Annotated in this window: 25 protein-coding genes; 6 read left to right on the top strand and 19 right to left on the bottom strand. The window is 58.7% G+C overall.

Features of this window, described 5'->3' with window-relative positions; all coding sequences use genetic code 11:
- Positions 1 to 95: 95 nt before the first annotated feature.
- The gene (locus tag ASF13_RS09065) at positions 96 to 1,094 is read left to right on the top strand and encodes an aldo/keto reductase (protein ID WP_056235098.1); all 999 of its coding nucleotides are present in this window, start codon (positions 96 to 98) and stop codon (positions 1,092 to 1,094) included.
- A gap of 73 nt (positions 1,095 to 1,167) precedes the next feature.
- Here ASF13_RS09065 and ASF13_RS09060 read toward each other — a convergent pair whose 3' ends face one another.
- The 7 genes from ASF13_RS09060 to ASF13_RS09030 form a co-directional block, all read right to left on the bottom strand.
- Complete coding sequence (locus ASF13_RS09060; RefSeq protein WP_056235094.1) at positions 1,168 to 2,346, bottom strand: acetyl-CoA C-acetyltransferase; 1,179 nt, start codon at positions 2,344 to 2,346, stop codon at positions 1,168 to 1,170.
- Positions 2,347 to 2,458: 112 nt separating this feature from the next.
- Positions 2,459 to 3,667: an MFS transporter gene (locus tag ASF13_RS09055; RefSeq protein ID WP_056235090.1), complete on the bottom strand. Its 1,209-nt coding sequence runs from the start codon at positions 3,665 to 3,667 to the stop codon at positions 2,459 to 2,461.
- A gap of 24 nt (positions 3,668 to 3,691) precedes the next feature.
- On the bottom strand, positions 3,692 to 4,342 hold the full coding sequence (locus ASF13_RS09050; protein ID WP_056236350.1) for an HAD family phosphatase: 651 nt from the start codon (positions 4,340 to 4,342) through the stop codon (positions 3,692 to 3,694).
- A gap of 2 nt (positions 4,343 to 4,344) precedes the next feature.
- Positions 4,345 to 4,569: a tautomerase family protein gene (locus ASF13_RS09045; RefSeq protein WP_056235087.1), complete on the bottom strand. Its 225-nt coding sequence runs from the start codon at positions 4,567 to 4,569 to the stop codon at positions 4,345 to 4,347.
- A gap of 9 nt (positions 4,570 to 4,578) precedes the next feature.
- Positions 4,579 to 5,409 carry a hypothetical protein gene (locus ASF13_RS09040; protein WP_056235085.1) on the bottom strand — a complete coding sequence of 277 codons (831 nt, stop codon included), beginning with the start codon at positions 5,407 to 5,409 and terminating at the stop codon, positions 4,579 to 4,581.
- Entirely contained in the window at positions 5,402 to 6,172 is a 771-nt protein-coding gene (locus ASF13_RS09035) for an AfsA-related hotdog domain-containing protein (RefSeq protein WP_056235081.1), read from the bottom strand. Before ASF13_RS09035 ends, ASF13_RS09040 begins: the two co-directional genes overlap by 8 nt.
- Before the next feature lie 15 nt (positions 6,173 to 6,187).
- Entirely contained in the window at positions 6,188 to 6,796 is a 609-nt protein-coding gene (locus ASF13_RS09030; RefSeq protein ID WP_056235078.1) for a hypothetical protein, read from the bottom strand.
- Between the two features lie 210 nt (positions 6,797 to 7,006).
- Between ASF13_RS09030 and ASF13_RS09025 the strand changes: the two genes are divergently transcribed.
- A complete protein-coding gene (locus tag ASF13_RS09025) occupies positions 7,007 to 7,951 on the top strand; it encodes a LysR family transcriptional regulator (protein WP_056235075.1) in 945 nt (314 codons plus the stop codon).
- An 83-nt stretch (positions 7,952 to 8,034) separates the two neighbouring features.
- Here the strand turns inward: ASF13_RS09025 and ASF13_RS09020 are convergent, their stop codons facing one another.
- The 4 genes from ASF13_RS09020 to dnaB form a co-directional block, all read right to left on the bottom strand.
- On the bottom strand, positions 8,035 to 9,228 hold the full coding sequence (locus tag ASF13_RS09020) for an amino acid aminotransferase (protein ID WP_199177689.1): 1,194 nt from the start codon (positions 9,226 to 9,228) through the stop codon (positions 8,035 to 8,037).
- A gap of 73 nt (positions 9,229 to 9,301) precedes the next feature.
- On the bottom strand, positions 9,302 to 9,919 hold the full coding sequence (locus tag ASF13_RS09015) for a YitT family protein (protein ID WP_056235070.1): 618 nt from the start codon (positions 9,917 to 9,919) through the stop codon (positions 9,302 to 9,304).
- A gap of 280 nt (positions 9,920 to 10,199) precedes the next feature.
- Positions 10,200 to 10,664 carry an Lrp/AsnC family transcriptional regulator gene (locus ASF13_RS09010; protein WP_056235068.1) on the bottom strand — a complete coding sequence of 155 codons (465 nt, stop codon included), beginning with the start codon at positions 10,662 to 10,664 and terminating at the stop codon, positions 10,200 to 10,202.
- 143 nt (positions 10,665 to 10,807) lie between these two features.
- Positions 10,808 to 12,223 carry a replicative DNA helicase gene (gene dnaB / locus ASF13_RS09005; RefSeq protein WP_056235065.1) on the bottom strand — a complete coding sequence of 472 codons (1,416 nt, stop codon included), beginning with the start codon at positions 12,221 to 12,223 and terminating at the stop codon, positions 10,808 to 10,810.
- Between the two features lie 100 nt (positions 12,224 to 12,323).
- On the opposite strand from dnaB, the gene ASF13_RS09000 reads away from it, so the two are divergent.
- Complete coding sequence (locus ASF13_RS09000; RefSeq protein WP_056235062.1) at positions 12,324 to 13,304, top strand: quinone oxidoreductase; 981 nt, start codon at positions 12,324 to 12,326, stop codon at positions 13,302 to 13,304.
- Between the two features lie 237 nt (positions 13,305 to 13,541).
- On the opposite strand, the gene pspG is transcribed toward ASF13_RS09000, so the two are convergent.
- Positions 13,542 to 13,775 (bottom strand): envelope stress response protein PspG, encoded by a 234-nt coding sequence (gene pspG / locus ASF13_RS08995; protein ID WP_056235060.1) that lies wholly within the window; start codon positions 13,773 to 13,775, stop codon positions 13,542 to 13,544.
- 155 nt (positions 13,776 to 13,930) lie between these two features.
- Positions 13,931 to 14,929, bottom strand: coding sequence for a tRNA dihydrouridine(20/20a) synthase DusA (gene dusA / locus ASF13_RS08990; RefSeq protein ID WP_056235057.1), 999 nt, complete (start codon positions 14,927 to 14,929; stop codon positions 13,931 to 13,933).
- 194 nt (positions 14,930 to 15,123) lie between these two features.
- Here dusA and zur point away from each other — a divergent pair, with 194 nt between their 5' ends.
- Complete coding sequence (zur, locus tag ASF13_RS08985; RefSeq protein WP_056235055.1) at positions 15,124 to 15,639, top strand: zinc uptake transcriptional repressor Zur; 516 nt, start codon at positions 15,124 to 15,126, stop codon at positions 15,637 to 15,639.
- 237 nt (positions 15,640 to 15,876) lie between these two features.
- On the opposite strand, the gene ASF13_RS08980 is transcribed toward zur, so the two are convergent.
- The 3 genes from ASF13_RS08980 to ASF13_RS08970 form a co-directional block, all read right to left on the bottom strand.
- Positions 15,877 to 16,086: a CsbD family protein gene (locus ASF13_RS08980; protein WP_056235052.1), complete on the bottom strand. Its 210-nt coding sequence runs from the start codon at positions 16,084 to 16,086 to the stop codon at positions 15,877 to 15,879.
- Between the two features lie 630 nt (positions 16,087 to 16,716).
- Complete coding sequence (gene lexA, locus ASF13_RS08975) at positions 16,717 to 17,325, bottom strand: transcriptional repressor LexA (protein WP_056235050.1); 609 nt, start codon at positions 17,323 to 17,325, stop codon at positions 16,717 to 16,719.
- Positions 17,326 to 17,486: 161 nt separating this feature from the next.
- Entirely contained in the window at positions 17,487 to 17,855 is a 369-nt protein-coding gene (locus tag ASF13_RS08970; protein ID WP_056235047.1) for a diacylglycerol kinase, read from the bottom strand.
- Positions 17,856 to 17,982: 127 nt separating this feature from the next.
- On the opposite strand from ASF13_RS08970, the gene plsB reads away from it, so the two are divergent.
- Together plsB and ASF13_RS25170 are read left to right on the top strand one after the other, a co-directional pair.
- Positions 17,983 to 20,448, top strand: coding sequence for a glycerol-3-phosphate 1-O-acyltransferase PlsB (gene plsB, locus ASF13_RS08965; protein WP_056235045.1), 2,466 nt, complete (start codon positions 17,983 to 17,985; stop codon positions 20,446 to 20,448).
- Positions 20,449 to 20,460: 12 nt separating this feature from the next.
- Complete coding sequence (locus ASF13_RS25170; protein WP_255354427.1) at positions 20,461 to 20,592, top strand: hypothetical protein; 132 nt, start codon at positions 20,461 to 20,463, stop codon at positions 20,590 to 20,592.
- Positions 20,593 to 20,698: 106 nt separating this feature from the next.
- Here the strand turns inward: ASF13_RS25170 and ubiA are convergent, their stop codons facing one another.
- From ubiA to psiE, 3 genes are read right to left on the bottom strand one after another with little or no spacing between them, the layout of a single operon-like run.
- Entirely contained in the window at positions 20,699 to 21,565 is an 867-nt protein-coding gene (gene ubiA, locus ASF13_RS08960) for a 4-hydroxybenzoate octaprenyltransferase (RefSeq protein ID WP_056235043.1), read from the bottom strand.
- Between the two features lies 1 nt (position 21,566).
- Complete coding sequence (gene ubiC, locus ASF13_RS08955; protein ID WP_056235041.1) at positions 21,567 to 22,094, bottom strand: chorismate lyase; 528 nt, start codon at positions 22,092 to 22,094, stop codon at positions 21,567 to 21,569.
- Positions 22,095 to 22,139: 45 nt separating this feature from the next.
- Entirely contained in the window at positions 22,140 to 22,556 is a 417-nt protein-coding gene (gene psiE, locus ASF13_RS08950; RefSeq protein WP_056235038.1) for a phosphate-starvation-inducible protein PsiE, read from the bottom strand.
- Positions 22,557 to 22,655: the final 99 nt, after the last annotated feature.

The raw sequence follows: 22,655 nt of genomic DNA, 5'->3' as shown, positions 1-22,655 counted from the left end.
CTTCCCTGAATTGATACTAAAAAAGTATCGCCATAATTGAAATTCAGCGCGGGATCCCGTTGTGAAACAATCACCTTCCACAATCAGGAGGGATTATGCAAACCAGACACTTATCTCAGGATCTTCACGTTGGCGCGATCGGCTTTGGCGCAATGGGGCTGAGCGAGTTTTACGGCGAGACTGACGATCGGCAGTCGCTGGCGCTGCTGAATCAGCTGGCGGAACAGGGCGTAAATTTTATCGACAGTGCCAATCTGTACGGGCGTGGTCATAATGAGCGACTGATCGGCCACTTTCTGGCGAAGCTGGATAATTCTGTCCGTCAGCAGTTTAAAATCGCCACCAAGTGCGGCATCGATCGCGACCCGAATGCGGCCTATGCCCGCAGAATCAATAACCGCCCGGACTACATCGTCCAGTGCTGCAACGAATCGCTGCAGCGGCTGGGTATGGAGCGCATCGATCTGTTTTATCTGCACCGCGTCGATAGCGCTGCCTGCATTGAAGAGAGCATGCACACGCTGGGCGAACTGGTGAAGGCGGGGAAAATTGGCCATATCGGCCTGTGTGAAGTGTCGGCCGCCACCCTGCAGAAAGCCCACGCCGTGTTTCCGGTCACCGCGCTGCAAACCGAATACTCGCTGTGGACGCGGGATATTGAAGAGAGCATTCTGCCAGTGGTGAAAGCGCTGGATATCGGGCTGGTGCCTTATTCCCCTCTGGGGCGCGGTTTTCTGACCGGCAAATATCTTAACCACGCCGATTTTGGTGACGGTGATTTCCGCAAGCACAATGCCCGTTTCCAGCAGGAAAGCATCGAGCACAACCGCCAGTTACTGGATGCGATTACCCCGCTGACCGCAAAATACCGCTGCACCTCCGGGCAGATCGCACTGGCGTGGCTGCTGGCACAGTATGAAAAAACGGTGCCGATTCCGGGCACCAAAAATCCGCGTTATCTGGCGGAAAACGCCGCGGCCGCCGATCTGGTGCTGGATGCAGAAGATGTGCTGACGCTGAATCAGATCCACCAGCGCATGTCGATCAAAGGTAACCGCTACAGCGAGGAAGGGATGAAAGGGGTTAATGCGTAACGCCTGTTTTCTGTGAGTCACAGAGGCCGCAACGTTCTGCGCTGCGGCCTGCGGGTTTAACCGGTCTTCCTCTTTAACGACGCACCAGGCTCAGCGCCACCCCTTCACCGCCGCCGATGCACAGCGCGGCCATGCCACGCTGACGGTTTTCGCGGATCATGGTATGAATCAGCGTCACCAGAATACGACAGCCGGAGGCACCAATGGCATGCCCCAGCGCAATGGCGCCGCCATGCGGGTTGATGCGTTCGGCCGGCACACCGCAGCCGTGCACCACCGCCAGCGCCTGGGCAGCAAATGCTTCATTCGACTCCAGAATATCAACCTGCTCCGGCGACCAGTTCATACGCTTCAGGTTCATCTCAATGGCTTCGAGCGGCGCGGCCCCCATCATTGCAGGTTCAATCCCGCTGTTAGTGAAAGCCCCCACCGAGGCAAGGATCTCCAGCCCCCGTTGTTCGGCCGTTTCGCGGCGGCACATCAGTACGGCGGCTGCGCCGTCATTCAGTGACGAGGCGTTGCCGGCGGTGACGGTCCCCTCCTGCTTAAACAGGGGTTTCAGCGCCGAGAGTTTCTCAATACTGCTATGGCGCGGGCATTCGTCCTGGCTGACGATTTTGCTTTCACCTTTAGTGGTGAGCCCGCTGACCGGCACGATCTCTTCCGAGAAGAAGCCATCGCCCTGCGCTTTCAGCGCCCGGCGATGGGAGAGCAGCGCGTACTCGTCCTGCATACTGCGCGTAATGTTGTAGCGCTGCGCGATATTTTCCGCCGTCACGCCCATATGATAGTGGTTGAAGGCATCGGTCAGGCCGTCAGCAATCACGCTGTCCTGCAGCATCCCCTCGCCAAGACGGATGCCCTGTCTGGAGTTCTGCAGAAGGTGTGGCGCACCGGACATGCTCTCCTGCCCACCGGCAATCACAAACTCCGCTTCCCCCAGCGCCAGAGCCTGCATGGCCAGATGAACGGCTTTCAGCCCGGAGCCGCAGACTTTGTTGATGGTCAGCGCATTAACGGCAACGGCCAGACCGGCACGTAATGCTGCCTGTCTGGCCGGATTCTGACCGCACCCGGCGGTCAGCACCTGCCCCATTACCACCTGGTCGATCGCTTCTGCCGCCACCCCGCTCTCTTTGAGCAGCGCTTTGATCACAATACTGCCCAGGCTGGCGGCCGAGTGCCCGGACAGTCCGCCAAGGAAGGCACCGGTGGCCGTCCTTTTGGCTGCAATAATAACGATATCATTCATGGTGTAACTCTCCGGGAGGTAGAAACGAAAACAGCCGCAGAGGCGGCGGCGCGAAAAACAGTGAATGGGTTAACGCAGGCCGGCAGGCCTGCGTACACCAATAGCGGAATTATCATGCAACGCTCTCCTTCAGGGCGGCCGCCGGTTGGTTACCCGGGATAAACGCCACCAGCAGGAAGGAGATCGCAATGGCGAGGCCGGCGACGATAAACAGTGTCGGCAGCGACAATGCGGCAACCATCCAGGCACCGACGGAAGCACCGATACCGATGGCAGCATTAAAGAAGGAGACATAGATGGCCGAAGCCGGAAACGCCTGCTCCCCCGCGGTGCGCAGTACCCAGGTCTGGAAACCGACAAAGATGCCTGATACCGCGACGCCCCAGACAGCCATAGCCGCCAGCAGCAGCGGACGGGAAAGCGCCTGGCCCTGGGTGCCCAGCAGCACCAGCACCGCACCGATCAGCAGTACCGACAGCGCAACGGTGGTTTTGAGATGGCGATCGATGATGGCACCGGTCAGGAAGTTCCCTGCCAGCCCGGCCACGCCATAAACAAATAACACCAGCGGAATAAACGCCGCTGAGAGGGCGGGCTGGGTCTGCAGCCAGGGTTCAATAAAGGTGAAAGCCGCAAAGTGCGCGGTGATGGCCAGCAGCGTGGCCGAATAGATTTTCCACAGCGTGGACGATCGCAGCACGCTTTTCAACGCAGCCACCCCAATCGCACTGCGGGCGGTGACGTTAGGCAGCGCCCAGATCATCCCCACCAGCGCGACCACGCTCAGGGCAGACATCAGCCAGAACGCCTGTCGCCAGCCAAGGTTCAGGCCAATGTAGTTAGCCAGCGGCACGCCAAACACGCTGGCGGCAGAAACGCCGCCGAAGACGATCGAGGTCGCGGTTCCCAGATACCGGGCCGGTACCATTGCCACGGCCGTGGCGCCGATCATCGCCCAGAACGCCCCGTGCGCCAGCGCCCCCACCACCCGTGCGGCCAGCAGCGCGCTGAACGTATCCACCGTAGCCGACCAGACGTTGGAGATAAACAGCACCAGCGTCAGCGCCAGCAGCAGCATTTTTTTCGGCAGATTGCCCAGAAAGACCGAGGCAAACAGCGCACTCAGGGCACCGACCCAGGCATAGAGCGACACGGTCAGGCCAATTTCCGCTTCCGATGCCTGCAGGCCGCAGGCGATAGGCGTCAGCAGGCCCACCGGTGCCAGCTCGGTGGTGACAATGGTGAAGGTGGAGAGCGCCAGAATAAACAATGCCACCCAGATACGTAGCGTCATGGCCGACTCTTTAATAACAGCAGACATAATAACAACCTTTGTTTTCAGACTTTAAATGGTGCGCCAGCCCCTGAGCTGCGCATAATTCAGCAGCGCGGGATTTTCACCCACGCAAACCGGGTGACCGGTGGCTTCCAGCATCGGCACATCCGAGATGTCATCGCCGTAGGCATAGCAGTGCGCCGGCTGCAGACCCTGCCGCTGACAGAACGCCAGCAGCGCCTCTTTTTTGCCGTTGCCGATGGTCTGGGGGGTGCCAATTCCCCCGGTCAGGTACCCCCGTTCATTAATAATCAGCGGCGCGCAGAGCAGGTGTTCCACCGCTAAGCAGTCGGCGATCGGCTGCAGGATCGGTTGCATGGAACCCGATACAAACACCACCGTATCGCCCCGCTGCTGGTGCTGACGCAGCGCGCTGAGCCCGCTTTCAATAAAATGGCTCTCGTTCAGGCAGGTCAGGAACCAGCGCTGACCGAAGGTCACCAGCTCAGCGAGCGAAACGTTGATAAACTGCTGGTAATACTCCTGATTCAGCAGTTCCCGCCGCTTGCCCTCTTGCACATCCTGCTTAAAGCGGCGGGTGTATTCCTCGCGCTGTGGATTCAGCCCCTTCTCGTTGCACCAGTAGTCGTAGAAATGGAACATGCTTTTCAGGTTGATCAGGGTTTCATCGACATCAAAAAACGCCGCGACTGTGTTCACGCTCACTCCCCGTAACCCTTTCTGCGGCTTTTGACCGGGAATTCCGGGTCACTGCCCAGCACGCCGGCGTCGCACCAGCGCGAGGGTTCCACCTCGCTTATCACCACCGAGATTTTGTCCAGCGGCGCACCGCTGGTGGTGTGCACCGCCAGCGTTACCGCCTCCACCATCGCTTTCACCTGGCTCTCATCACTCATTTTCCAGGTTGTGATTTGTACAAAGGGCATCGTTTTTCCTTAATCCTGCGTAGTGAACTCATCAAATGAGCGGGTTTTCAGTTTGAGCTGGGCGTGAATATCGCCGCCCAGGCCATAAAGTCCGATTGCGCCGCCATAGCTCTGGCGGGCGCTCATATACAGCACCACCACGTTGATAACGCGATTGCTCTCCTCACTGGCGGCGGGGAAAGGGTTGGGTAATTCAGCCCAGAAGCGGGCGCTGCCGCTGGCATCGGTGATAAAGACGTTAGGGATCCCCAGCGGCCCCGGCCGGGTCGGGTTCTCCGGGTGCAGGTCGCGCTCACGCAGGCTCATCACCGTATACAGGCTGTCCGGCACCAGATGGCTGAAGGTGAAGTCAAAGCGGGCGCTTTTCCGATCGGCCGCCACGCTGACCTGCAGCTCACCCTGCGCCTGTAACCAGTTGCCGAGGGTGATCGGCGCGGTGTGGCGCAGCCCGTCGCCGACGCGGTAATCCGCAATCCACCCCTGGTGCAACGGCAGGCTGTCGCGGCGATCGGCATGCGCATCCGGCCGCTGCTCCGGTGCAAACAGCATCGGATAGTTGTTCAGCGGGATCGGCAGCGGCAGCGTATACAGCACCGTGTCCTGCAACGCGGCGGGTGCTATGCCGTCCAGATGACGCACGATCTGATAGGGTGCAACCTGGCCGAATGCCGGCAGCGGGCTGTGTGCAGAGACCACCGCCGCCCCCCAGGACACTCCCTGCTCACCGGCGATCATCCCGACCACCACAAAGTTACCTTCGCTGTCCATCACCTCCGCAGGGGGGTACAGCGGCCCCTGCGTGGTGGCCGCCAGCTGATAGTGGCGGCGCTGTTCAGACACGGGTGGCCTCCTGCAGCGGGCTGTGTACGGCAGCAAGTGCGCTGAATGCGGCCTGGATCGCCAGCTCATGCTCTTTGTTGCTGATCACCTCGGACGGATAGACGGTAAACGACACCTCCATGGTGGCGCACAGGGTCTGCTGCTGCGTGACCCGGATTTGTGCTTTAAACCGCGCGCGGCGTTGGCGAACATCCTGGTCGACAATGTCGTAGTGGATCTGCGCCGGCAGCGGGAACAGGAAATTGCTGAAGTCGACCGCCATGCCGTTAATCACGTAGTACTTGTTGCTGTCACCGTTAAAGAAAAATTCTTCGGTCACGGCAATAAAGGTCTGTCGGCAGGCTTCCACCAGCAGCATGCCCTGGATGTGCTGCCCGGTCTGATGGTCTGCCATCAGCTCACAGCGCTCATCAATCAGCAGCGGCAGGGTATAGAGGGTATCGCCGACCTTCTCCGCGCTGCCAATCAGCACGTTATGTTTTAATTTTTTATGCGTGTGTGCGTTCTTACTGGTCGAGGCCAGTTTGTCTAATGACGCAAGATCTAACTTATTATTATGAATCTGATTACGCTTATGATTATTCAGCACTTTTCTGGCGTAATCGTCCCGGACACCCTGGCCTACGATAAATTCATGTTCATTATCGATAATTTTCGCCGGGATCTGAGTCAGTAATTCCAGCTGAGAAATAGTCAGTACATCTTTCTCATTACTGAATTCGCTAAATTTATCACCGACAATAAAAACTTTTTTATTGGACATATTCTTCTACTCTCATCAGGATAAAGCACGATAAATACGGGTATACAGACCTTCATTGCCGCCGGTGATGTAGTTATCACCGGCCTGCTGAATGATGTGCTGGTAGCGCGCGTTGGTGAATGCTTCTTTATAGGCCGCTTTATCACCGTTAAAGGCGGAGATAAACATCACGCCCGGTTGCCCGCTAATCAGCGAGTGGAACGCCTCAAAGCTGGTGATCTTATCCTGATGGTCGCGCACCACATTAAAAATGGTCTGGTCGCGCCACTGGCGGTACTGTGCGTAGTTTTCTGCCGGAACTTCAACGTGACGCAGCTGGATATATTGCGTCTGCGGCAGCGGCAGATCCGTCTCAATCGGTGCTTCTACATATTTCAGCAGCTCGCGACGAATATCACCGGACAGGTGGGCCGCCAGGTGATGAAACTCGGCTTCGAGTTCTCCCTCAACCCAGGCAATCTCTTTAATATCGTTAAAAGCGCGCAGCTCCAGTAGCTCATGAATATTGTCTTCTTCACAGATGAAAAGTTTTTTTTCAGCTGAAGATTTAAGCGTCCTGAGCTCGGAAACATTAGCGTTGCTTTTTAATGGGAAACGTGAAACCAGAATATATTTCGCTGACATGATTGTTGTTCTCTTAATTAGTGGTCTTCGGGAATGAATTTATCACCCCGGTATTATTTGAGAATTGTTAATTTTGTAATACCTTTAAGGTATCACCGAACAGGGTATTACCAGCCTTGCGGCTGAATGTACAAAGCAGGTGGTGATAGGATAAAGTAGGATTGATCAGGAAAAGGCTGACAGATTCCCCCCCCCAGCCACGGAGATGTTGTGGATAACCTCAATCGTAAATTGCCCAGTATTAAACAGTTGCAGTGCTTCCTGGTGGTTGCCCAGGAGCTGAACTTCAGGAAAGCGGCAGACCGCCTGCGTATGACGCAGCCGCCGTTAACCCGGCAAATAAAATCGCTGGAAGAGACGCTGGGCTACGATCTTTTTATCCGTAATACCCATGATGTCCGGCTGACGGAAAGTGGCGTGCAGCTGACTGGCCGGGCGGCAAAGCTGCTGGACGATCTGGGTAGTTTTATTGGCGATGCGCATCACGAGAAGGATCAGCTGCGTATTGGTCTGACCCGCACCCTCAATTTCAATAATATTCCGCAGGTCAGTGAGAAAATAAAACAGCTGATCAGCGAAGAGGAAATTGAAATACAGAACCAGACGTCTGCCCAGCTGCTGCAGTCGTTGTCTAAGGGCCAGATGGATATGGTGATAACCGGTGAGCGCAGCCTGCCCGGCGAAGAGGAGTTCAGCTTTTACTGGATTTACCAGGAACCACTGCTGGTGGCAATGCCCTCTGCCCACCCGGCCAGTCTGCAGGAGGAGGTTTCACTCGCGGATGTGGCAGACCTGCCGCTGTTCTGGTTTGCCCGCAATGCCAATCCGGCGTTCTACGATAAGTGCGAGCGTTACCTGCGCCAGCTGCCGTTTGTACTGAAACGGATTAAGGAACCGGATGACTCGCTGGTATTACTGGCAGGGGTGGCAAGAAGCAAAGGTTTTGCCCTGCTACCCCAATCGATGTGTACGTTTAATCAACAGGGGCTGTGTTACCGCAGGCTGAACACCACCGAGTCACAGTTGCTGAATATTGATGTCTATATCGCTATCCGCAAGCGGGAAAACCGGGAACGGGTGATTCATGGCATTGGAAATCTGACGGCAGAAGAGTGGGAAGAGCCGCAAGGCAGGCAGGCGCGTCGATCGTACTGAAATAACGGACGGGAATATCGCGGCGAGCAACCGGCGGGGTAAAAATGGCGAAAAACTGGCCGGGCTGCCCCGGCCAGTCAACATCAGACAACGGCCGCGATAGCTTCCGCCACCTGACGCACGTTACTGTGGTTCAGGCCGGACATGCAGATACGGCCGCTGGCGATCAGGTAGACGCCGAACTCGTTACGCAGGCGATCCACCTGTGCCGCGCTCAGGCCGGTGTAGCTGAACATGCCGCGTTGCTGCAGCAGATAGCTGAAGTCTTTACCCGGCAGCGCTTCCGCCAGCACGTTAACCAGCGTCTGGCGCATCTCAAGGATGCGGGTGCGCATGCCTTCCACTTCCGCCAGCCAGTTGGCTTTCAGATCCGCGTCGTTCAGCACGCATGAGACCACCTGCGCACCAAAGTTTGGCGGGCTGGAGTAGTTGCGGCGCACGGTGGCTTTCAGCTGGCCAAGCACGCGTGCGGCTTCATCGGCGTCGTCACAGACGATCGACAGGCCGCCGACGCGCTCGCCGTACAGCGAGAAGATTTTTGAGAAGGAGTTGCTAACCAGCGCCGGCAGGCCGGCCGCGGCGATAGCGCGGATCGCATAAGCGTCCTCTTCCATGCCCGCGCCAAAGCCCTGGTAGGCGATGTCGAGGAACGGGATCAGCTCGCGCGCCTTCAGCACCTCAGTGACGGCATCCCACTGATCGTTAGTCAGATCGGCACCGGTCGGGTTGTGGCAGCACGGGTGCAGCAGCACGATGCTCTGCGCCGGCAGGCCGTTGAGTTTTTCCAGCAGCGCGTCAAACTTCACGCCGTTAGTCTCCGGGTCATACCACGGATAGGTGTTAACGGTGAAGCCGGCACCGGCAAAAATCGCCTTGTGGTTATCCCACGTCGGGTCACTGACCCACACCTGCGAATTCGGGAAGTAGAACTTGAGGAAGTCCGCACCGACCTTCAGCGCGCCTGAGCCGCCCAGCGTCTGGATGGTCGCCACGCGGCCCGCTTTCAGCACCGGATGATCGGCACCGAACAGCAGCGGCGCCACCGCACCACGGTAAGCAGCAAGGCCTTCCATCGGCAGATAGAGCGAGGCGCTCTGCGGGCGGGCATTCAGTTCCGCTTCCGCTTTACCGACCGCATCCATCTGCGGAATTGCACCCTGTGCGTCGTAATACAGGCCAATGCTCAGGTTTACCTTATGCGCGCGGTCGTCCTGTTTGAAGGTCTCCATCAGGGAGAGAATTGGATCGCCGGCATAGGCATCAACGTTTTGAAACACGGTGCAGATCTCCATTGTATGTTCGGTGGTTCTGGCGATGCCGGTCGGGCACCGCCGCTATTTTTCAGCGGGGTTACACGTAGTAACGACCCGGACGGTGGTTCATGGCGATAATCAGATTGAGGATCACCGCACCGGCAATTGAGGCCACCAGCATCTCGCGCGACACCACAAACAGCGACGCCAGCACCACGCAGGTGTCGACGCCCATCTGCAGCTTACCGGCGCGGATGCCGTAACGGTCCTGCAGCCACAGCGCCAGAATATTGATCCCGCCCAGGCTGGCCTTGTGGCGGAACAACACTATAAACCCAATTCCGGTCACCACGTTACCGAACAGTGTCGCATAAAACGGATCCAGCGCCGCAAAATGAATAAACAGCGGGTGCAGCTGGGTAAACAGCGAGACCAGCGCCACCGCGCAGAAGGTCTTGATGGTAAACGCCCAGCCCATACGCTTCACCGCCAGCCAGTAAAACGGCAGGTTGATGGCGAAGAACGCCAGGCCAAACGAGCTTTTGGTCAGGTAGCTGATCAGGAAGGCGATGCCGGCGGTGCTGCCGGTTAACGCGCCGGCCTGCTTCATCAGCGTGACGCCGAAAGAGACCATCAGCGTGCCGAGCACGATAGCCATAACATCTTCGACCAGGCTGTGGGGGACTTTTGCGGGTTGTTCTACTACGTTATCCATCGATCGTGATTTCCGGTGATTAATGCCAGATGCTGGCTGACTCTACGCCAGACACTTTGCAAGAATCGCACCAGAAGCGGGCCCGCAGAGGGTTCTCTGAAAGATATAAGAATTAACTGATTGAATGCAGAACGCTTTAAATCGTGATTCTGTGCATGTATTTATTCATAAGCGCCAGAATCACGCATTAAAGCGGCAAATCACGCACAGAAAACGCACCATCCGCAGAGCAGGTGCACCATGATGGTGCGCCATTTGCGCTATCATGGTGCATAGCCGGTCAGGTGCGGGTCAGCACGCCGTTCTCTTTCAGCCGGTTCAGCACCACCGAGGTTTTAACATGGGCGATGCTCTGCTGCCCGGCCACCAGCTGGCTGATCAGCGCGCTCAGCCCGGCCAGATCCCCTACCGCCACCTTCAGCAGGTAGTCAGCGTCACCGGTAGTTTTATAGGCGTCCACGATAGCGGATTGCCCCGCCACCATGCGGTGGAAGCTGTCGACGTAGTCGGCGGTGTGGTTAATCAGGCGCACTTCAATCAGGCCAATCACCCCCAGCCCCACCGCATCCGGCGACAGGCGGGCGTGATAGCCGAGGATCATCCCCGACTGCTCAAGGCTGATGCGGCGGCGCGAGCACTGCGAGGCAGAGAGCCCCACCAGATCGCTCAGCTCCTGATTGGTCAGGCGGCCGTTGGTTTCCAGCAGGGTGAGAATTTTAAGGTCGAAATCATCAATCTGGGTCATCGTATTTCCGGCCGGTGTGAGGAACAAACGGCTGACAGATAACCGCATTTTTCCTGCGGATGTCCAACGTTATTTCAGGCAGCGTGCTGAAATGCACGGTGGATCCGCCCGTTTCAGCGGCTGAAACGGGCGGCAAAGGTGGGTTACTCGTCGTCGTACTGCGGGCCGGCATAGTTATCAAAGCGTGACCACTGGCCGTTAAAGGTCAGGCGCACAGTGCCGATCGGGCCGTTACGCTGTTTGCCGAGGATAATTTCCGCCACCCCTTTCTGGTCGCTGTTTTCGTGATAGACCTCATCACGGTAGATAAACATGATTAAGTCGGCATCCTGCTCGATAGAGCCGGACTCACGCAGGTCGGAGTTGACCGGGCGTTTGTCGGCACGCTGCTCCAGTGAGCGGTTCAGCTGCGACAGCGCCACTACCGGCACCTGCAGCTCTTTCGCCAGCGCTTTGAGCGAGCGGGAGATCTCGGCGATCTCCAGCGTACGGTTATCCGACAGCGCCGGTACGCGCATCAGCTGCAGGTAGTCGATCATAATCAGGCTCAGGCCGCCGTGCTCGCGGAAGATGCGGCGGGCGCGGGAGCGCACCTCGGTCGGGGTCAGGCCGGAAGAGTCATCGATAAACATGTTCTTCTTCTCCAGCAGGATGCCCATGGTGCTGGAGATACGCGCCCAGTCCTCGTCATCAAGCTGGCCGGTACGGATTTTGGTCTGATCGACGCGCGACAGCGAGGCCAGCATACGCATCATGATCTGCTCGCCGGGCATCTCGAGGCTGAAGATCAGCACCGGTTTCTCCTGCAGCATCGCCGCGTTTTCACACAGGTTCATGGCGAAGGTGGTTTTCCCCATCGACGGACGGGCGGCGACGATAATCAGATCCGAACGCTGCAGGCCGGCGGTCTTTTTATTCAGATCCTGGTAGCCGGTATCCACCCCGGTGACGCCGTCGTGCGGCGTCTGGTACAGCGACTCGATGCGCGAGATGGTAGCTTCGAGGATCTGATCGACGCTTTTCGGCCCTTCATCCTTGTTGGCGCGGTTTTCGGCGATCTGGAACACCCGCGACTCGGCCAGATCCAGCAGATCTTCGCTGCTGCGCCCCTGCGGATCGTAACCGGCATCGGCGATTTCGTTAGCCACGGCGATCATTTCACGCACCACCGCGCGCTCGCGCACGATATCGGCGTAGGCACCGATGTTGGCGGCGCTCGGGGTGTTTTTCGACAGTTCGGCCAGATAGGCAAAGCCGCCCACCAGGCTCAGCTCACCTTTGGTTTCCAGCGACTCAGAGAGAGTGATCAGGTCGATCGGTTTGCCCAGTTCCAGCAGGCGCTGCATTTCGCCGAAGATCGTGCGGTGCGGACGGCTGAAGAAATCTTTCGCCACCACGCGCTCCGAGACGTTATCCCAGCGTTCGTTATCCAGCATTAAACCGCCCAACACCGATTGCTCGGCTTCCAGCGAGTGCGGCGGCAGCTTGAGGCCTTCCATCTGTCGGTCGCGGGGCTCGCGGTTTTCCCAGGATTTGTTGGTGGGTTTATTTCCTGCCATAGTGATGCAATTACCGAAAATCGTGTGAGGGGACGGGCAAGTATACCCGTTTGCACCCTTTCCGTCCTCCTCCATTCAGACGCAATCCACAGGAGCTATGATGGCAAAACGTATAGAGTTTCATCAGCACGGCGGTCCGGACGTGCTGCAGCTGGTGAACGTCGATCCACGCGATCCCGCCGCCGGCGAAGTGCAGGTTGAGAACAAGGCGATCGGCATTAACTACATCGATACCTACATGCGCAGCGGGCTCTATCCGTCATCGCTGCCGGCGGCGCTGGGCAGCGAAGCGGCGGGTATTGTTACCCGCGTCGGGCCGGGGGTGGAGGTGCTGAAGGTCGGCGACCGCGTGGTTTACGCCCAGTCCGCGCCGGGTGCCTACAGCGAGGTGCATAACGTGCCGGTGGATAAGCTGGCGCTGCTGCCGGACGCCATCTCCTTCGAACAGGCAGCTGCCTCATTCCTCAAGGGGCTGACGGTTCACTACCTGCTGCGCCAGACCTATGTGATTCAGCCGGACGAAGCCTTTCTGTTCCACGCCGCTGCCGGCGGCGTAGGGCTGATCGCCTGCCAGTGGGCGAAGGCGCTCGGCGCACGGCTGATCGGCACGGTGGGTTCCGCTGAAAAGGCCGAACGGGCGCTGCAGGCCGGTGCCTGGCAGACCATCAACTACCGCGAAGAGGACATTGCCGCGCGCGTCAGCGAGCTGACCGGTGGCAAGAAACTGCGCGTGGTGTATGACTCGGTAGGGAAAGATACCTGGGAAGCCTCGCTGGACTGCCTGCAGCGCCGCGGCCTGATGGTCAGCTTTGGCAACGCCTCCGGCCCGGTGACCGGCGTTAACCTGGCGATCCTCAACCAGAAAGGCTCGCTGTACGTGACCCGCCCGTCGCTGAACGGCTATATCACCACCCGCGAAGCGCTGGCGCAGGCCAGCAACGAGCTGTTCTCGCTGATCGCCAGCGGCGCGATCAATGTTGACGTGCCCGAGTCGCAGAAGTTTGCCCTCGCCGATGCGCAGCAGGCGCACCGCGCGCTGGAGAGCCGCAGCACCCAGGGCTCCAGCCTGCTGATCCCCTGAGCCACAGGCATAAAAAAAAGAGCCTCCTTGCGGAGGCTCTTTTTTGTTTCTTATTTTATTTTTTGTTTTCGCACTGGTTGTAGGGTCAGCGGCGATGAAGTCGTTTTGATTCAGTGCAGGCATCCTGACAGAAACAGGATGTAAAAAATATGTTTTATTGCCGATCGCGTCCGCCAATGTGCCACGATGTGATCCACTCCGCATTAGCTCAGCCCGCACCGCCATGCCGGGTTGATTTCAGCGTAAGAAACGGTCATGCCGCGCCGAATCGGGTTTAAAAAAGGTGCGGTACAGCCAGACGGCGGCCAGCGCCAGCAGCAGCCACGGCAGCAGTTTGATCACCATGGCAAACAGCCCGCCGACAAACATCACCAGCGTCGCCACCGCCAGCGCCGCCAGGATGCCCAGCAGCGAAATGCCGGTCAGCAACAGCATCATAAAAAAGCCAATGACAAACAGGATCTCCAGCATGTTGCTCTCCACAGAAACAGGGGGTATAGCAGGATATTACAAGAAGCGTGCCAGGTTGGGGGAATGCGTAACTAACTGAATTATCTGGGCAGGGATGACCAGGACAGCGGTTGCCCTGGTCAATTTAACGAAGGTGTGGTCAAAAAATCAGGCGATTACTCAACGTCCGCCGGCACGCGGTCAGCCACCAGCGCGAGGGCTTTCTCCACCACGTCGACGCCGGTGCCGGGCTTGTGCGCGTTCTCACTCAGGTAACGACGCCACTGGCGCGCGCCGGGAATGCCCTGGAACAGGCCAAGCATATGCCGCGTTACGTGGCCGAGGTAAGTGCCCTGCGACAGCTCCTGTTCGATGTAAGGGTACATGGCGCGCACCACGGCGATCGGATCCGCCGCCGGCCCGTCGCAGCCAAACAGTTCGCGATCCACCTGCGCCAGCAGGATCGGGTTCTGGTAGGCTTCGCGCCCCATCATCACCCCGTCCAGATGCTGCAGATGGGTTTTCGCTTCTTCCAGCGTCTTCACGCCGCCGTTAATCGCCAGCGTCAGCTGCGGGAAGTCGCGCTTCAGCTGATACACGCGCGGGTAGTCCAGCGGCGGGATCTCACGGTTCTCTTTCGGGCTGAGGCCAGAGAGCCAGGCCTTGCGGGCGTGGATGATAAAGGTGTCGCAGCCGCCCTGCTCCGCCACCGTGCGGATAAAGTCACAGAGGAATTCGTAGCTGTCCTGCTCGTCGATGCCAATACGGGTTTTCACCGTCACCGGGATCGACACCACGTCGCGCATCGCCCTGATGCCGTCGGCCACCAGCTGCGCTTCGCCCATCAGGCAGGCACCAAAGCGACCGTTCTGCACGCGATCGGACGGGCAACCGACGTTGAGGTTGACCTCGTTGTAGCCGCGCTGTTCGGCCAACTTCGCACACTGGGCCAGCGCCGCCGGATCGCTGCCGCCGAGCTGCAGCGCGATCGGCTGCTCTTCCGGGCTGAAGGCCAGATAGTCGCCCTTGCCGTGAATAATCGCACCGGTGGTAACCATCTCGGTGTAGAGCAGCGTCTGGCGGGTCAGCTGGCGGTGGAAGTAACGGCAGTGACGGTCGGTCCAGTCAAGCATCGGGGCAATCGAAAAGCGGTGTGCAGGGAATTTTTCAGTCATGAAACGCGCAAACTCTGTAGCAAAAGGGGTGACGATATTGTGCGCAATGATAGCACGCTGGTGGACAAGGATATAGCGTTCAGGCGCGGTTTGCCCGCCACGCCAGGCGGACGGTGGCAGCAGCGGTATGCAAACTCGGCGTTTTAGCACAGACGTGATAAAATAACGTTTCAGTCTGGCCTGAGGAGGGAATAATGAACACCACGACTACAGAAAATATCCTGACGCAGGCGGAAGTCATTTGTCAGCAGCGCAGCGTGCGCCTGACGCCACAGCGGCTGGAAGTGCTGCGCCTGATGAGCGTGCAGAACGGCGCGATCAGCGCCTACGATCTGCTGGACCTGCTGCGCGAGTCCGAGCCGCAGGCCAAGCCACCGACCGTCTATCGCGCGCTGGATTTCCTGCTGGAACAGGGCTTTATTCACCGCGTAGAGTCAACCAACAGTTACGTAGTCTGCCACCATTTCGAAGAGCACTCCCACACGTCGGCGATGCTGATTTGCGATCGCTGTGGGTCGGTGAGCGAACAACATGCCGACGGCGTTGAGGCGATCCTGACATCGCTGGCGCTGAAAACCGGCTTCACCCTGGGCCACAGCGTGATTGAAGCGCATGGCTTCTGCTCGGGCTGCGCGGAGATTGAAACCTGCTCTCACCATGAGGCCTGCGATCACGATCACAGCGCACCGGCGAAAAAACGCGGACGTTGAGTTCAGTTCCCCTGTATGCCGGGTGCGGATGCGATCGCTGGCAGGGTTACCTGTTGGATAAACGGGATATTTCTGCAGGCAGGTCTGTTAAAGAGAAAACGGGGTTAGTGACGACAGAGCTGTAGCCAGTACAGTAACGGGTCAGTACTCAGTGAGTCAGGGGATCTGTTACGGGGTTGGTGAGAGTTGGCACGATCCTTGTGCCTGGGGTAGGAGCCCAATTCTCAGAGGCAGAGATTACCAGCGGTGATCGTTGCGGGTTTCCCAGTCCTTCAGTTCTTTTTCGGCCTGATCTTTCTGGTAGCCGTAACGTTCCTGAATTTTTCCGACCAGCTGATCGCGTTTACCTTCCACGACCGTCAGGTCGTCGTCGGTCAGCTTGCCCCACTGTTCTTTCACTTTACCTTTGAACTGCTTCCAGTTACCGCTCGCTTCGTCTTTATTCATCATATAACTCCTTCAGCTTAGGTTTAGAACAGCCTTTAGCGTATTCGTCTTGTAAGTGCGCCTGATTACCAGATAAAAATCTGGATTAGCGCTGAACACAGAGTTAATTATAGTAGAAACGCGCGGATATGCGCTGAATGGACGATTTAAAGATAAAATCGGCTCTCCCGCAGGCAGAAAACCGATAAAAGTGAATGTAAATCAGAGACTAAGACTGGGCATCATGTAAGTAACTAAATATTTCCATTATCGTTCAGCGCTGAACCAGGTGCCCCGCCGCCAGTGACGCCGCCAGATCGCCCACAGCGCCAGCCGCCAGAGCTGCTTATCGGCAACGGAAAGTAGTTTCATATTGGAGCGGTATCCTTGCCTGTGCGGAACCTGTATCTGGAACTTCACCTGTCACTGCCTGTCGACCCCTGACGGGCTGGACGCGTTCGCCGGGTCACAGGCATCGATCGGTCAGGGCTATATGTCAGCACGTCAGCACGTCAGCACAAAGGATATGATCGGTAAGATTGCTGATTCAGGCAGGCTGTCATGCAGCAGGAAAGCGTGCGCAGGAATTCAAAGGGGAAACGCGCAGCGGCGGGGAGGAGGCCGCTGCGTGATGAGCCGTGGTGGGTCGCGCTACTGCCAGTTGCCGTTGCGGATCACGCCCACGGCCAGGCCTTCGATGGTGAGCGTCTGCTCGCGCAGGTCGACCACGATCGGCTGGAAGTCCGGGTTTTCCGGCAGCAGCTGCACGGTGTTGCCCTGCTTCTTCAGACGTTTTACCGTCACTTCATCGTCGATACGCGCCACGACCACCTGGCCATTGCGCACGTCTTCGGTCTTGTGCACCGCCAGCAGGTCACCGTCGAGAATACCGATGTCGCGCATCGACATACCGCTGACGCGCAGCAGGAAGTCCGCGCTCGGTTTGAACATTTCCGGGTCCACCTGATAGTGCCCTTCAATATGCTCTTCCGCCAGCAGCGGTTCACCGGCTGCCACGCGGCCGATCAGCGGCAGGCCGTTGACCTCTTCCATCATCAGGCGAATGCCGCGCGAGGCGCCGGAGACGATCTCAATCACGCCTTTACGCGCCAGCGCTTTCAGGTGCTCTTCGGCGGCATTGGGGGAACGGAAGCCGAGCTGCGAGGCAATTTCTGCCCGCGTCGGTGGCATACCGGTCTGGTTAATATGGTCGCGAATCAGGTCATAGACCTGCTGCTGCCGTGCCGTTAATGCTTTCATCCCGCCCCCTGGTTGTTTATACAGTCGACTGTGAGTATATACAGCTATTTCGCCCTTGGGAACCCAAACCCGCCCCGCTGGCGATCAATTTTGCATCAGAGGGGCGTTGCAGAGGTCGGCTGGCGCACTTTCGCCGCATGAAAGTGCCTTTTTTGGATAACTCATCGCAGATTCGGCAGTAACAACATGGCCCAGACAGCGATTGCCAGTAAGATGCTCAGCAGGACGGCGGCGGAGCCCATATCTTTTGCGCGCCCGGCCAGCGGATGCATTTCACTGCCGATGCGGTCCACCACCGCCTCAATCGCGCTGTTGAGAACTTCGACGATAATCACCAGCACCACCGAACCGATCAGCAGTACGCGCGTGACGGCATCAACATCCAGCCAGCAGGCCACCGCCACCGCGATAATCGCCGCGATCGCTTCCTGGCGAAAGGCCGCTTCATGCTGCCAGGCGGCGCGTAATCCTTGCCACGAATAACCGGCTGCTTTTACGATTCGTGTCAGGCCGGTGGCGTTATTTGCCATAATCAGGGAACCCTTTGAGAAGTTTGACGTCGGAGACGGGTGTAGCACAATTTGCAACACCACAGATTCTGTTGGCGCTTTCTGGTATGCTTGCGGCGCTTTGCTAACAAGAGGCTTCATGTTGTCTATGTCAGGTTGGCGTAATTTATATTATAACCTTTTGAATCTGCCAGTTAAATTTCTGGTAAAGAGTAAGGCAATTCCGGCCGAGCCGGTTGCTGAGCTCGGGCTCGATACGTCGCGCCCTATTATGTATGTGCTGCCTTATGATTCAAAGGCCGATCTCCTGGCGCTGCGTGAGCAGTGTCGCAAACAGGAGCTGCCGGATCCGCTGCAGCCGCTGGAGATCGATGGCACCCTGTTGCCGCGTTATGTGTTTATCCATGACGGCCCGCGCCTGTTCCCTTACTACGTGCCAAACCCGGATTCGGTCAAGCTGTTCCATGACTATCTGGACCTGCACCGCAGCCATCCTGACCTTGATGTGCAGATGGTGCCGGTGTCGGTGATGTTTGGCCGTGCGCCGGGACGCGAGGTGCAGGGCGAAAGCCAGCCGCATCTGCGGGTGCTGAACGGCATTCAAAAATTCTTTGCGGTGCTGTGGCTGGGGCGCGACAGCTTCGTGCGCTTCTCGCCGATGGTCTCGCTGCGCCATATGGCCACCGAGCACGGCACGGATAAAACCATCGCTCAGAAGCTGGCCCGCGTGGCGCGTATGCATTTCGCCCGCCAGCGCCTGGCGGCGATCGGCCCGCGTCTGCCGGTGCGTCAGGACCTGTTTAACAAGCTGCTGCAGTCGAAAGCCATCGCCAAGGCGGTGGAAGACGAGGCGCGCAGCAAGAAAATCTCCCATGAGAAGGCCCAGCAGAACGCCATCGAACTGATGGAAGAGGTGGCGGCCGACTTCTCCTATGAGGCGATCCGCCTGACCGACCGCATCATGGGCTGGACCTGGAGCAAGCTTTACCAGGGGATCAACGTCAACGGCGGTGAACGCGTACGCCAGCTGGCGCAGGACGGCCACGAGATCGTCTACGTGCCGTGCCACCGCAGCCATATGGATTACCTGCTGCTCTCCTACGTGCTCTATCACCAGGGGCTGGTGCCCCCGCATATCGCGGCCGGAATTAACCTGAACTTCTGGCCGGCCGGGCCGATTTTCCGCCGGCTGGGGGCGTTCTTTATCCGTCGCACCTTTAAGGGCAATAAACTCTACTCGACGGTATTCCGCGAATACCTCGGCGAGCTGTTTACCCGCGGCTATTCGGTGGAGTACTTCGTGGAGGGCGGACGCTCACGCACCGGCCGCCTGCTCGATCCGAAAACCGGCACGCTGTCGATGACCATTCAGGCGATGCTGCGCGGCGGCAACCGGCCAATCACCCTGGTGCCGATCTATATCGGCTACGAGCACGTGATGGAAGTAGGTACCTACGCTAAAGAGCTGCGCGGCGCGACCAAAGAGAAAGAGGGCTTCCTGTCGATGGTGCGCGGGCTGCGTAAGCTGCGGAATCTCGGCCAGGGCTACGTCAACTTTGGCGAACCGCTGCCGCTGGTCGCGTATCTTAACCAGCAGGTGCCGGAGTGGCGCGAGGCGATTGACCCGATTGAGGCCCAGCGCCCGGCGTGGTTAACCCCGGCGGTGAACGATATCGCCCAGAAAGTGATGGTGCGCATCAACAACGCCGGGGCGGCGAACGCCATGAACCTGTGCGTGACCGCGCTGCTGGCTTCGCGCCAGCGCTCGATGACCCGTGACCAGCTGACCGAACAGCTCGGCTGCTACGTCGAACTGCTGCGCAATGTGCCCTATTCGCCGGATGCCACCGTGCCGGATATGACGCCGGAAGCGCTGCTGGAACACGCGCTGAGCATGAATAAGTTTGAGCTGGAGCAGGACAGCATCGGTGAGATCGTGATTCTGCCGCGCGAGCAGGCGGTGCTGATGACCTACTACCGCAACAACATTCATCATATGCTGGTGCTGCCGTCGCTGATTGCCGCGATCCTGATGCAGCACCGCGAGCTGAGCCGTGATGAGCTGCTGCGCCAGGTCAGCGTGATCTACCCGATGCTGAAAAGCGAGCTGTTCCTGCGCTGGGATGCCGCAGAACTGCCGCAGGTGATTGAGCCGCTGGTGGCCGAGATGGCGCGTCAGGGCCTGCTGCTGGTGGAAGACCAGCATCTGCGCCTGAACCCGCCGCGTTTCCGCACCCTGCAGCTGCTGGCCGCCGGCGTACGCGAAACCCTGCAGCGTTATGCCATTACCTTCTCGATCCTCAGCGCGAACCCGGCGATTAACCGCGGCACGCTGGAGAAAGAGAGCCGCACCATGGCCCAGCGCCTGTCGGTGCTGCACGGCATTAACGCGCCGGAGTTCTTCGACAAGGCGGTGTTCACCTCGCTGGTGCTGACGCTGCGTGATGAAGGCTACATCAGCGATTCCGGTGATGCCCAGGTTGAACGGACCCAGCGCGTTTACCAGCTGCTGGCGGAGCTGATCACCCAGGACGTGCGGATGACGATTGAAAGTGCTGTGGCACCGGAGCCCTCCGCCGCTGCCGTGACGGAGAGCGCGATCGCGCCGGAGTAATACGGTGACGCGGTGACGGAGAGTGCGGTTGCCCCGGAGTCATGGGGCAACGCCCTGACCACCAGCCACGCCCGCGGTAAAAATCAGTTAAACGGCAACCCGGTGTTGCCTGCAACGAAAAGGCCGGTCGCACTGGCGCAGTAAATCATGGGGTTTCCCCTCTTTACTGGCTCAGCGCGACCGGCCTTTTTTTCGCCTGTCCCGGCGGGAGCCTGATGATGCTAAGGCTCGCCACCGGCGCAGAACACGGCTACCAGAGGCTGATAGCGATGCCGGCAAACAGCACCATACCGACGTAGTTGTTGTTAAGGAACGCTTTAAAACAGGCGTCCCGATCGCGCCCCGCCACCTGCTGCTGCTGATACACGAATAGCCCGACCGCCAGCAGCATGGACCACCAGAACGCCCCGCCCAGCCCGCTCAGCCAGCCGACCAGCGCCATCAGCGCCAGCGTTGCCAGCTGCAGCAGTCCGACGATCAGCTTATCGAAGCGGCCAAACAGGATCGCCGTCGACTTGACGCCAATCTTCAGGTCGTCGTCGCGATCGACCATCGCGTACAGGGTGTCGTAAGCCACCGTCCAGCAGACGTTAGCAAAAAACAGCAGCCAGCAGACCAGCGGCACGCTCTCGCTGACCGCCGCCCAGCCCATCGGGATCGCCCAGCCAAACGCCGCGCCCAGCACCACCTGCGGCAGGTGGGTGTGACGCTTCATAAACGGGTACATCCACGCCAGCGCCAGGCCGCCGAACGACAGCAGGATAGTCATGCGGTTCATGGTCAGCACCAGCGCGAAGGAGACCAGCACCAGCCCGGCAAACAGCAGTTTGGCCTCACGGCTGGTGACCGCCCCGCTCGGCAGCGGGCGCAGCCGGGTGCGTTTGACGTGGCCGTCGATTTTGCGGTCGGCGAAGTCGTTAATCACGCAGCCGGCAGCGCGCATGGTAATTACCCCCAGCGTAAACACCAGCAGCACGTTCAGCGGCGGCACGCCGTCCGCCGCCAGCCACAGCGCCCACAGCGTCGGCCACAGCAGTAGCACCGTGCCGATCGGCTTATCGATGCGCATCAGGCGGCAGTACGCCGCTAATTTACTCATTGGCAGACTTCTCTCCACGTCAGGATCTCTGCTCTGGCGCCAGGCTGGCATACAGCGGCGAAGCGGGTAAAAACAGTTCGGTCAGCAGCAGCGGCTTGCCCGTGAGGCGCAGGCGCGAGCGCCGTGCCCACAGCGCGCCGTGGTGGCCGACGTCAATAAAATCGCGGGTCAGGGTTGAGCTGGCAAACAGATAGCGCCCCAGCGGCACGCTGCCCAGCTGCTGCAGCTTCTGCTCCGGCCCGACCAGCGTTGACTCCGGCACCAGCGTGCGCGCCACCAGCCAGGGTACGCCGTCGCCGCACAGCTCAATTTCACGCAGCCAGTAGCGCGGCTCGTCAGGCAACAGCGCTGACTCTTCCGGCCAGGCGTCTCCGCCGACAAAGCCTTCGCGCAGCACGTTGACCGTCACCTCACCGCAGTAGCGTTCAAAACGCCGGGTCATTGAGTCAACTTCCATCAGCCAGTCAAGCAGGGGGGCGGTCAGCAGGGGTGAGGATTCGGGCAGCCAGTCGATCGCGCGCAATGGCGACAGCGCGTTCTCAGCCATAACACTTCTCCGTAAAAATGGGGTACCCGAGTGTACCCCATTTTCTTACTCGCGTTTCAGGCGGTTACTGTTCGCCAGCCACAGAGTGCACACCAGGATAAGAATGGCGAAGGTGTAGGCCAGCGTATCCAGCGGATTTTTATGGTCGACGATAATCAGGCGGATAATCGCCGTGATGCCGATATAGACGAAGTAGCGTAGCGGGAAGTGGTAGCCCGACTGGAAGTATTTGACGATCAACGCGATAAATTCAAAGTAGAGAAAATAGATCACGATGCCTTCAATCAGCAGGTAAGACGAGGTCTGCTCGCCGGTGTTCAGCAGCACGTTGGCCAGGTGGATGGTCTCTTTACCGAGAAAAATCACCAGGATCACGGCCAGCGCAATCAGGCCGGCGTTCAGCACCATCTGCAGGGCAAAAGCCAGCCGGGTGGCCGGGGTGTTATGGGCGGGGGGAGTCATGGGTCATACCTCAACGTCATTGTTATCTGGCGGGAAAACCGCTGCTGATACTATGCTTGAGTGTGACACAGATCACAAGACACCCCGCCGGATGCGGGG

It is taken from the genome of Erwinia sp. Leaf53 (assembly GCF_001422605.1).
In the GTDB taxonomy this organism is placed as follows: domain Bacteria; phylum Pseudomonadota; class Gammaproteobacteria; order Enterobacterales; family Enterobacteriaceae; genus Erwinia.
The sequence above is the reverse complement of the archived record's forward strand: the minus strand, read 5'-3'. Positions and strand labels throughout refer to the sequence as shown.

Excerpts from the sequence above, each read along its gene's own strand:
- ASF13_RS09065 (WP_056235098.1), top strand. The coding sequence starts at position 96 with ATGCAAACCAGACACTTATCTCAGGATCTTCACGTTGGCGCGATCGGC.
- ASF13_RS09060 (WP_056235094.1), bottom strand. The coding sequence starts at position 2,346 with ATGAATGATATCGTTATTATTGCAGCCAAAAGGACGGCCACCGGTGCC.
- ASF13_RS09055 (WP_056235090.1), bottom strand. The coding sequence starts at position 3,667 with ATGTCTGCTGTTATTAAAGAGTCGGCCATGACGCTACGTATCTGGGTG.
- ASF13_RS09045 (WP_056235087.1), bottom strand. The coding sequence starts at position 4,569 with ATGCCCTTTGTACAAATCACAACCTGGAAAATGAGTGATGAGAGCCAG.
- ASF13_RS09035 (WP_056235081.1), bottom strand. The coding sequence starts at position 6,172 with ATGTCCAATAAAAAAGTTTTTATTGTCGGTGATAAATTTAGCGAATTC.
- ASF13_RS09030 (WP_056235078.1), bottom strand. The coding sequence starts at position 6,796 with ATGTCAGCGAAATATATTCTGGTTTCACGTTTCCCATTAAAAAGCAAC.
- ASF13_RS09015 (WP_056235070.1), bottom strand. The coding sequence starts at position 9,919 with ATGGATAACGTAGTAGAACAACCCGCAAAAGTCCCCCACAGCCTGGTC.
- ASF13_RS09010 (WP_056235068.1), bottom strand. The coding sequence starts at position 10,664 with ATGACCCAGATTGATGATTTCGACCTTAAAATTCTCACCCTGCTGGAA.
- dnaB (WP_056235065.1), bottom strand. The coding sequence starts at position 12,223 with ATGGCAGGAAATAAACCCACCAACAAATCCTGGGAAAACCGCGAGCCC.
- ASF13_RS09000 (WP_056235062.1), top strand. The coding sequence starts at position 12,324 with ATGGCAAAACGTATAGAGTTTCATCAGCACGGCGGTCCGGACGTGCTG.
- pspG (WP_056235060.1), bottom strand. The coding sequence starts at position 13,775 with ATGCTGGAGATCCTGTTTGTCATTGGCTTTTTTATGATGCTGTTGCTG.
- dusA (WP_056235057.1), bottom strand. The coding sequence starts at position 14,929 with ATGACTGAAAAATTCCCTGCACACCGCTTTTCGATTGCCCCGATGCTT.
- zur (WP_056235055.1), top strand. The coding sequence starts at position 15,124 with ATGAACACCACGACTACAGAAAATATCCTGACGCAGGCGGAAGTCATT.
- ASF13_RS08980 (WP_056235052.1), bottom strand. The coding sequence starts at position 16,086 with ATGAATAAAGACGAAGCGAGCGGTAACTGGAAGCAGTTCAAAGGTAAA.
- lexA (WP_056235050.1), bottom strand. The coding sequence starts at position 17,325 with ATGAAAGCATTAACGGCACGGCAGCAGCAGGTCTATGACCTGATTCGC.
- ASF13_RS08970 (WP_056235047.1), bottom strand. The coding sequence starts at position 17,855 with ATGGCAAATAACGCCACCGGCCTGACACGAATCGTAAAAGCAGCCGGT.
- plsB (WP_056235045.1), top strand. The coding sequence starts at position 17,983 with ATGTCAGGTTGGCGTAATTTATATTATAACCTTTTGAATCTGCCAGTT.
- ubiC (WP_056235041.1), bottom strand. The coding sequence starts at position 22,094 with ATGGCTGAGAACGCGCTGTCGCCATTGCGCGCGATCGACTGGCTGCCC.
- psiE (WP_056235038.1), bottom strand. The coding sequence starts at position 22,556 with ATGACTCCCCCCGCCCATAACACCCCGGCCACCCGGCTGGCTTTTGCC.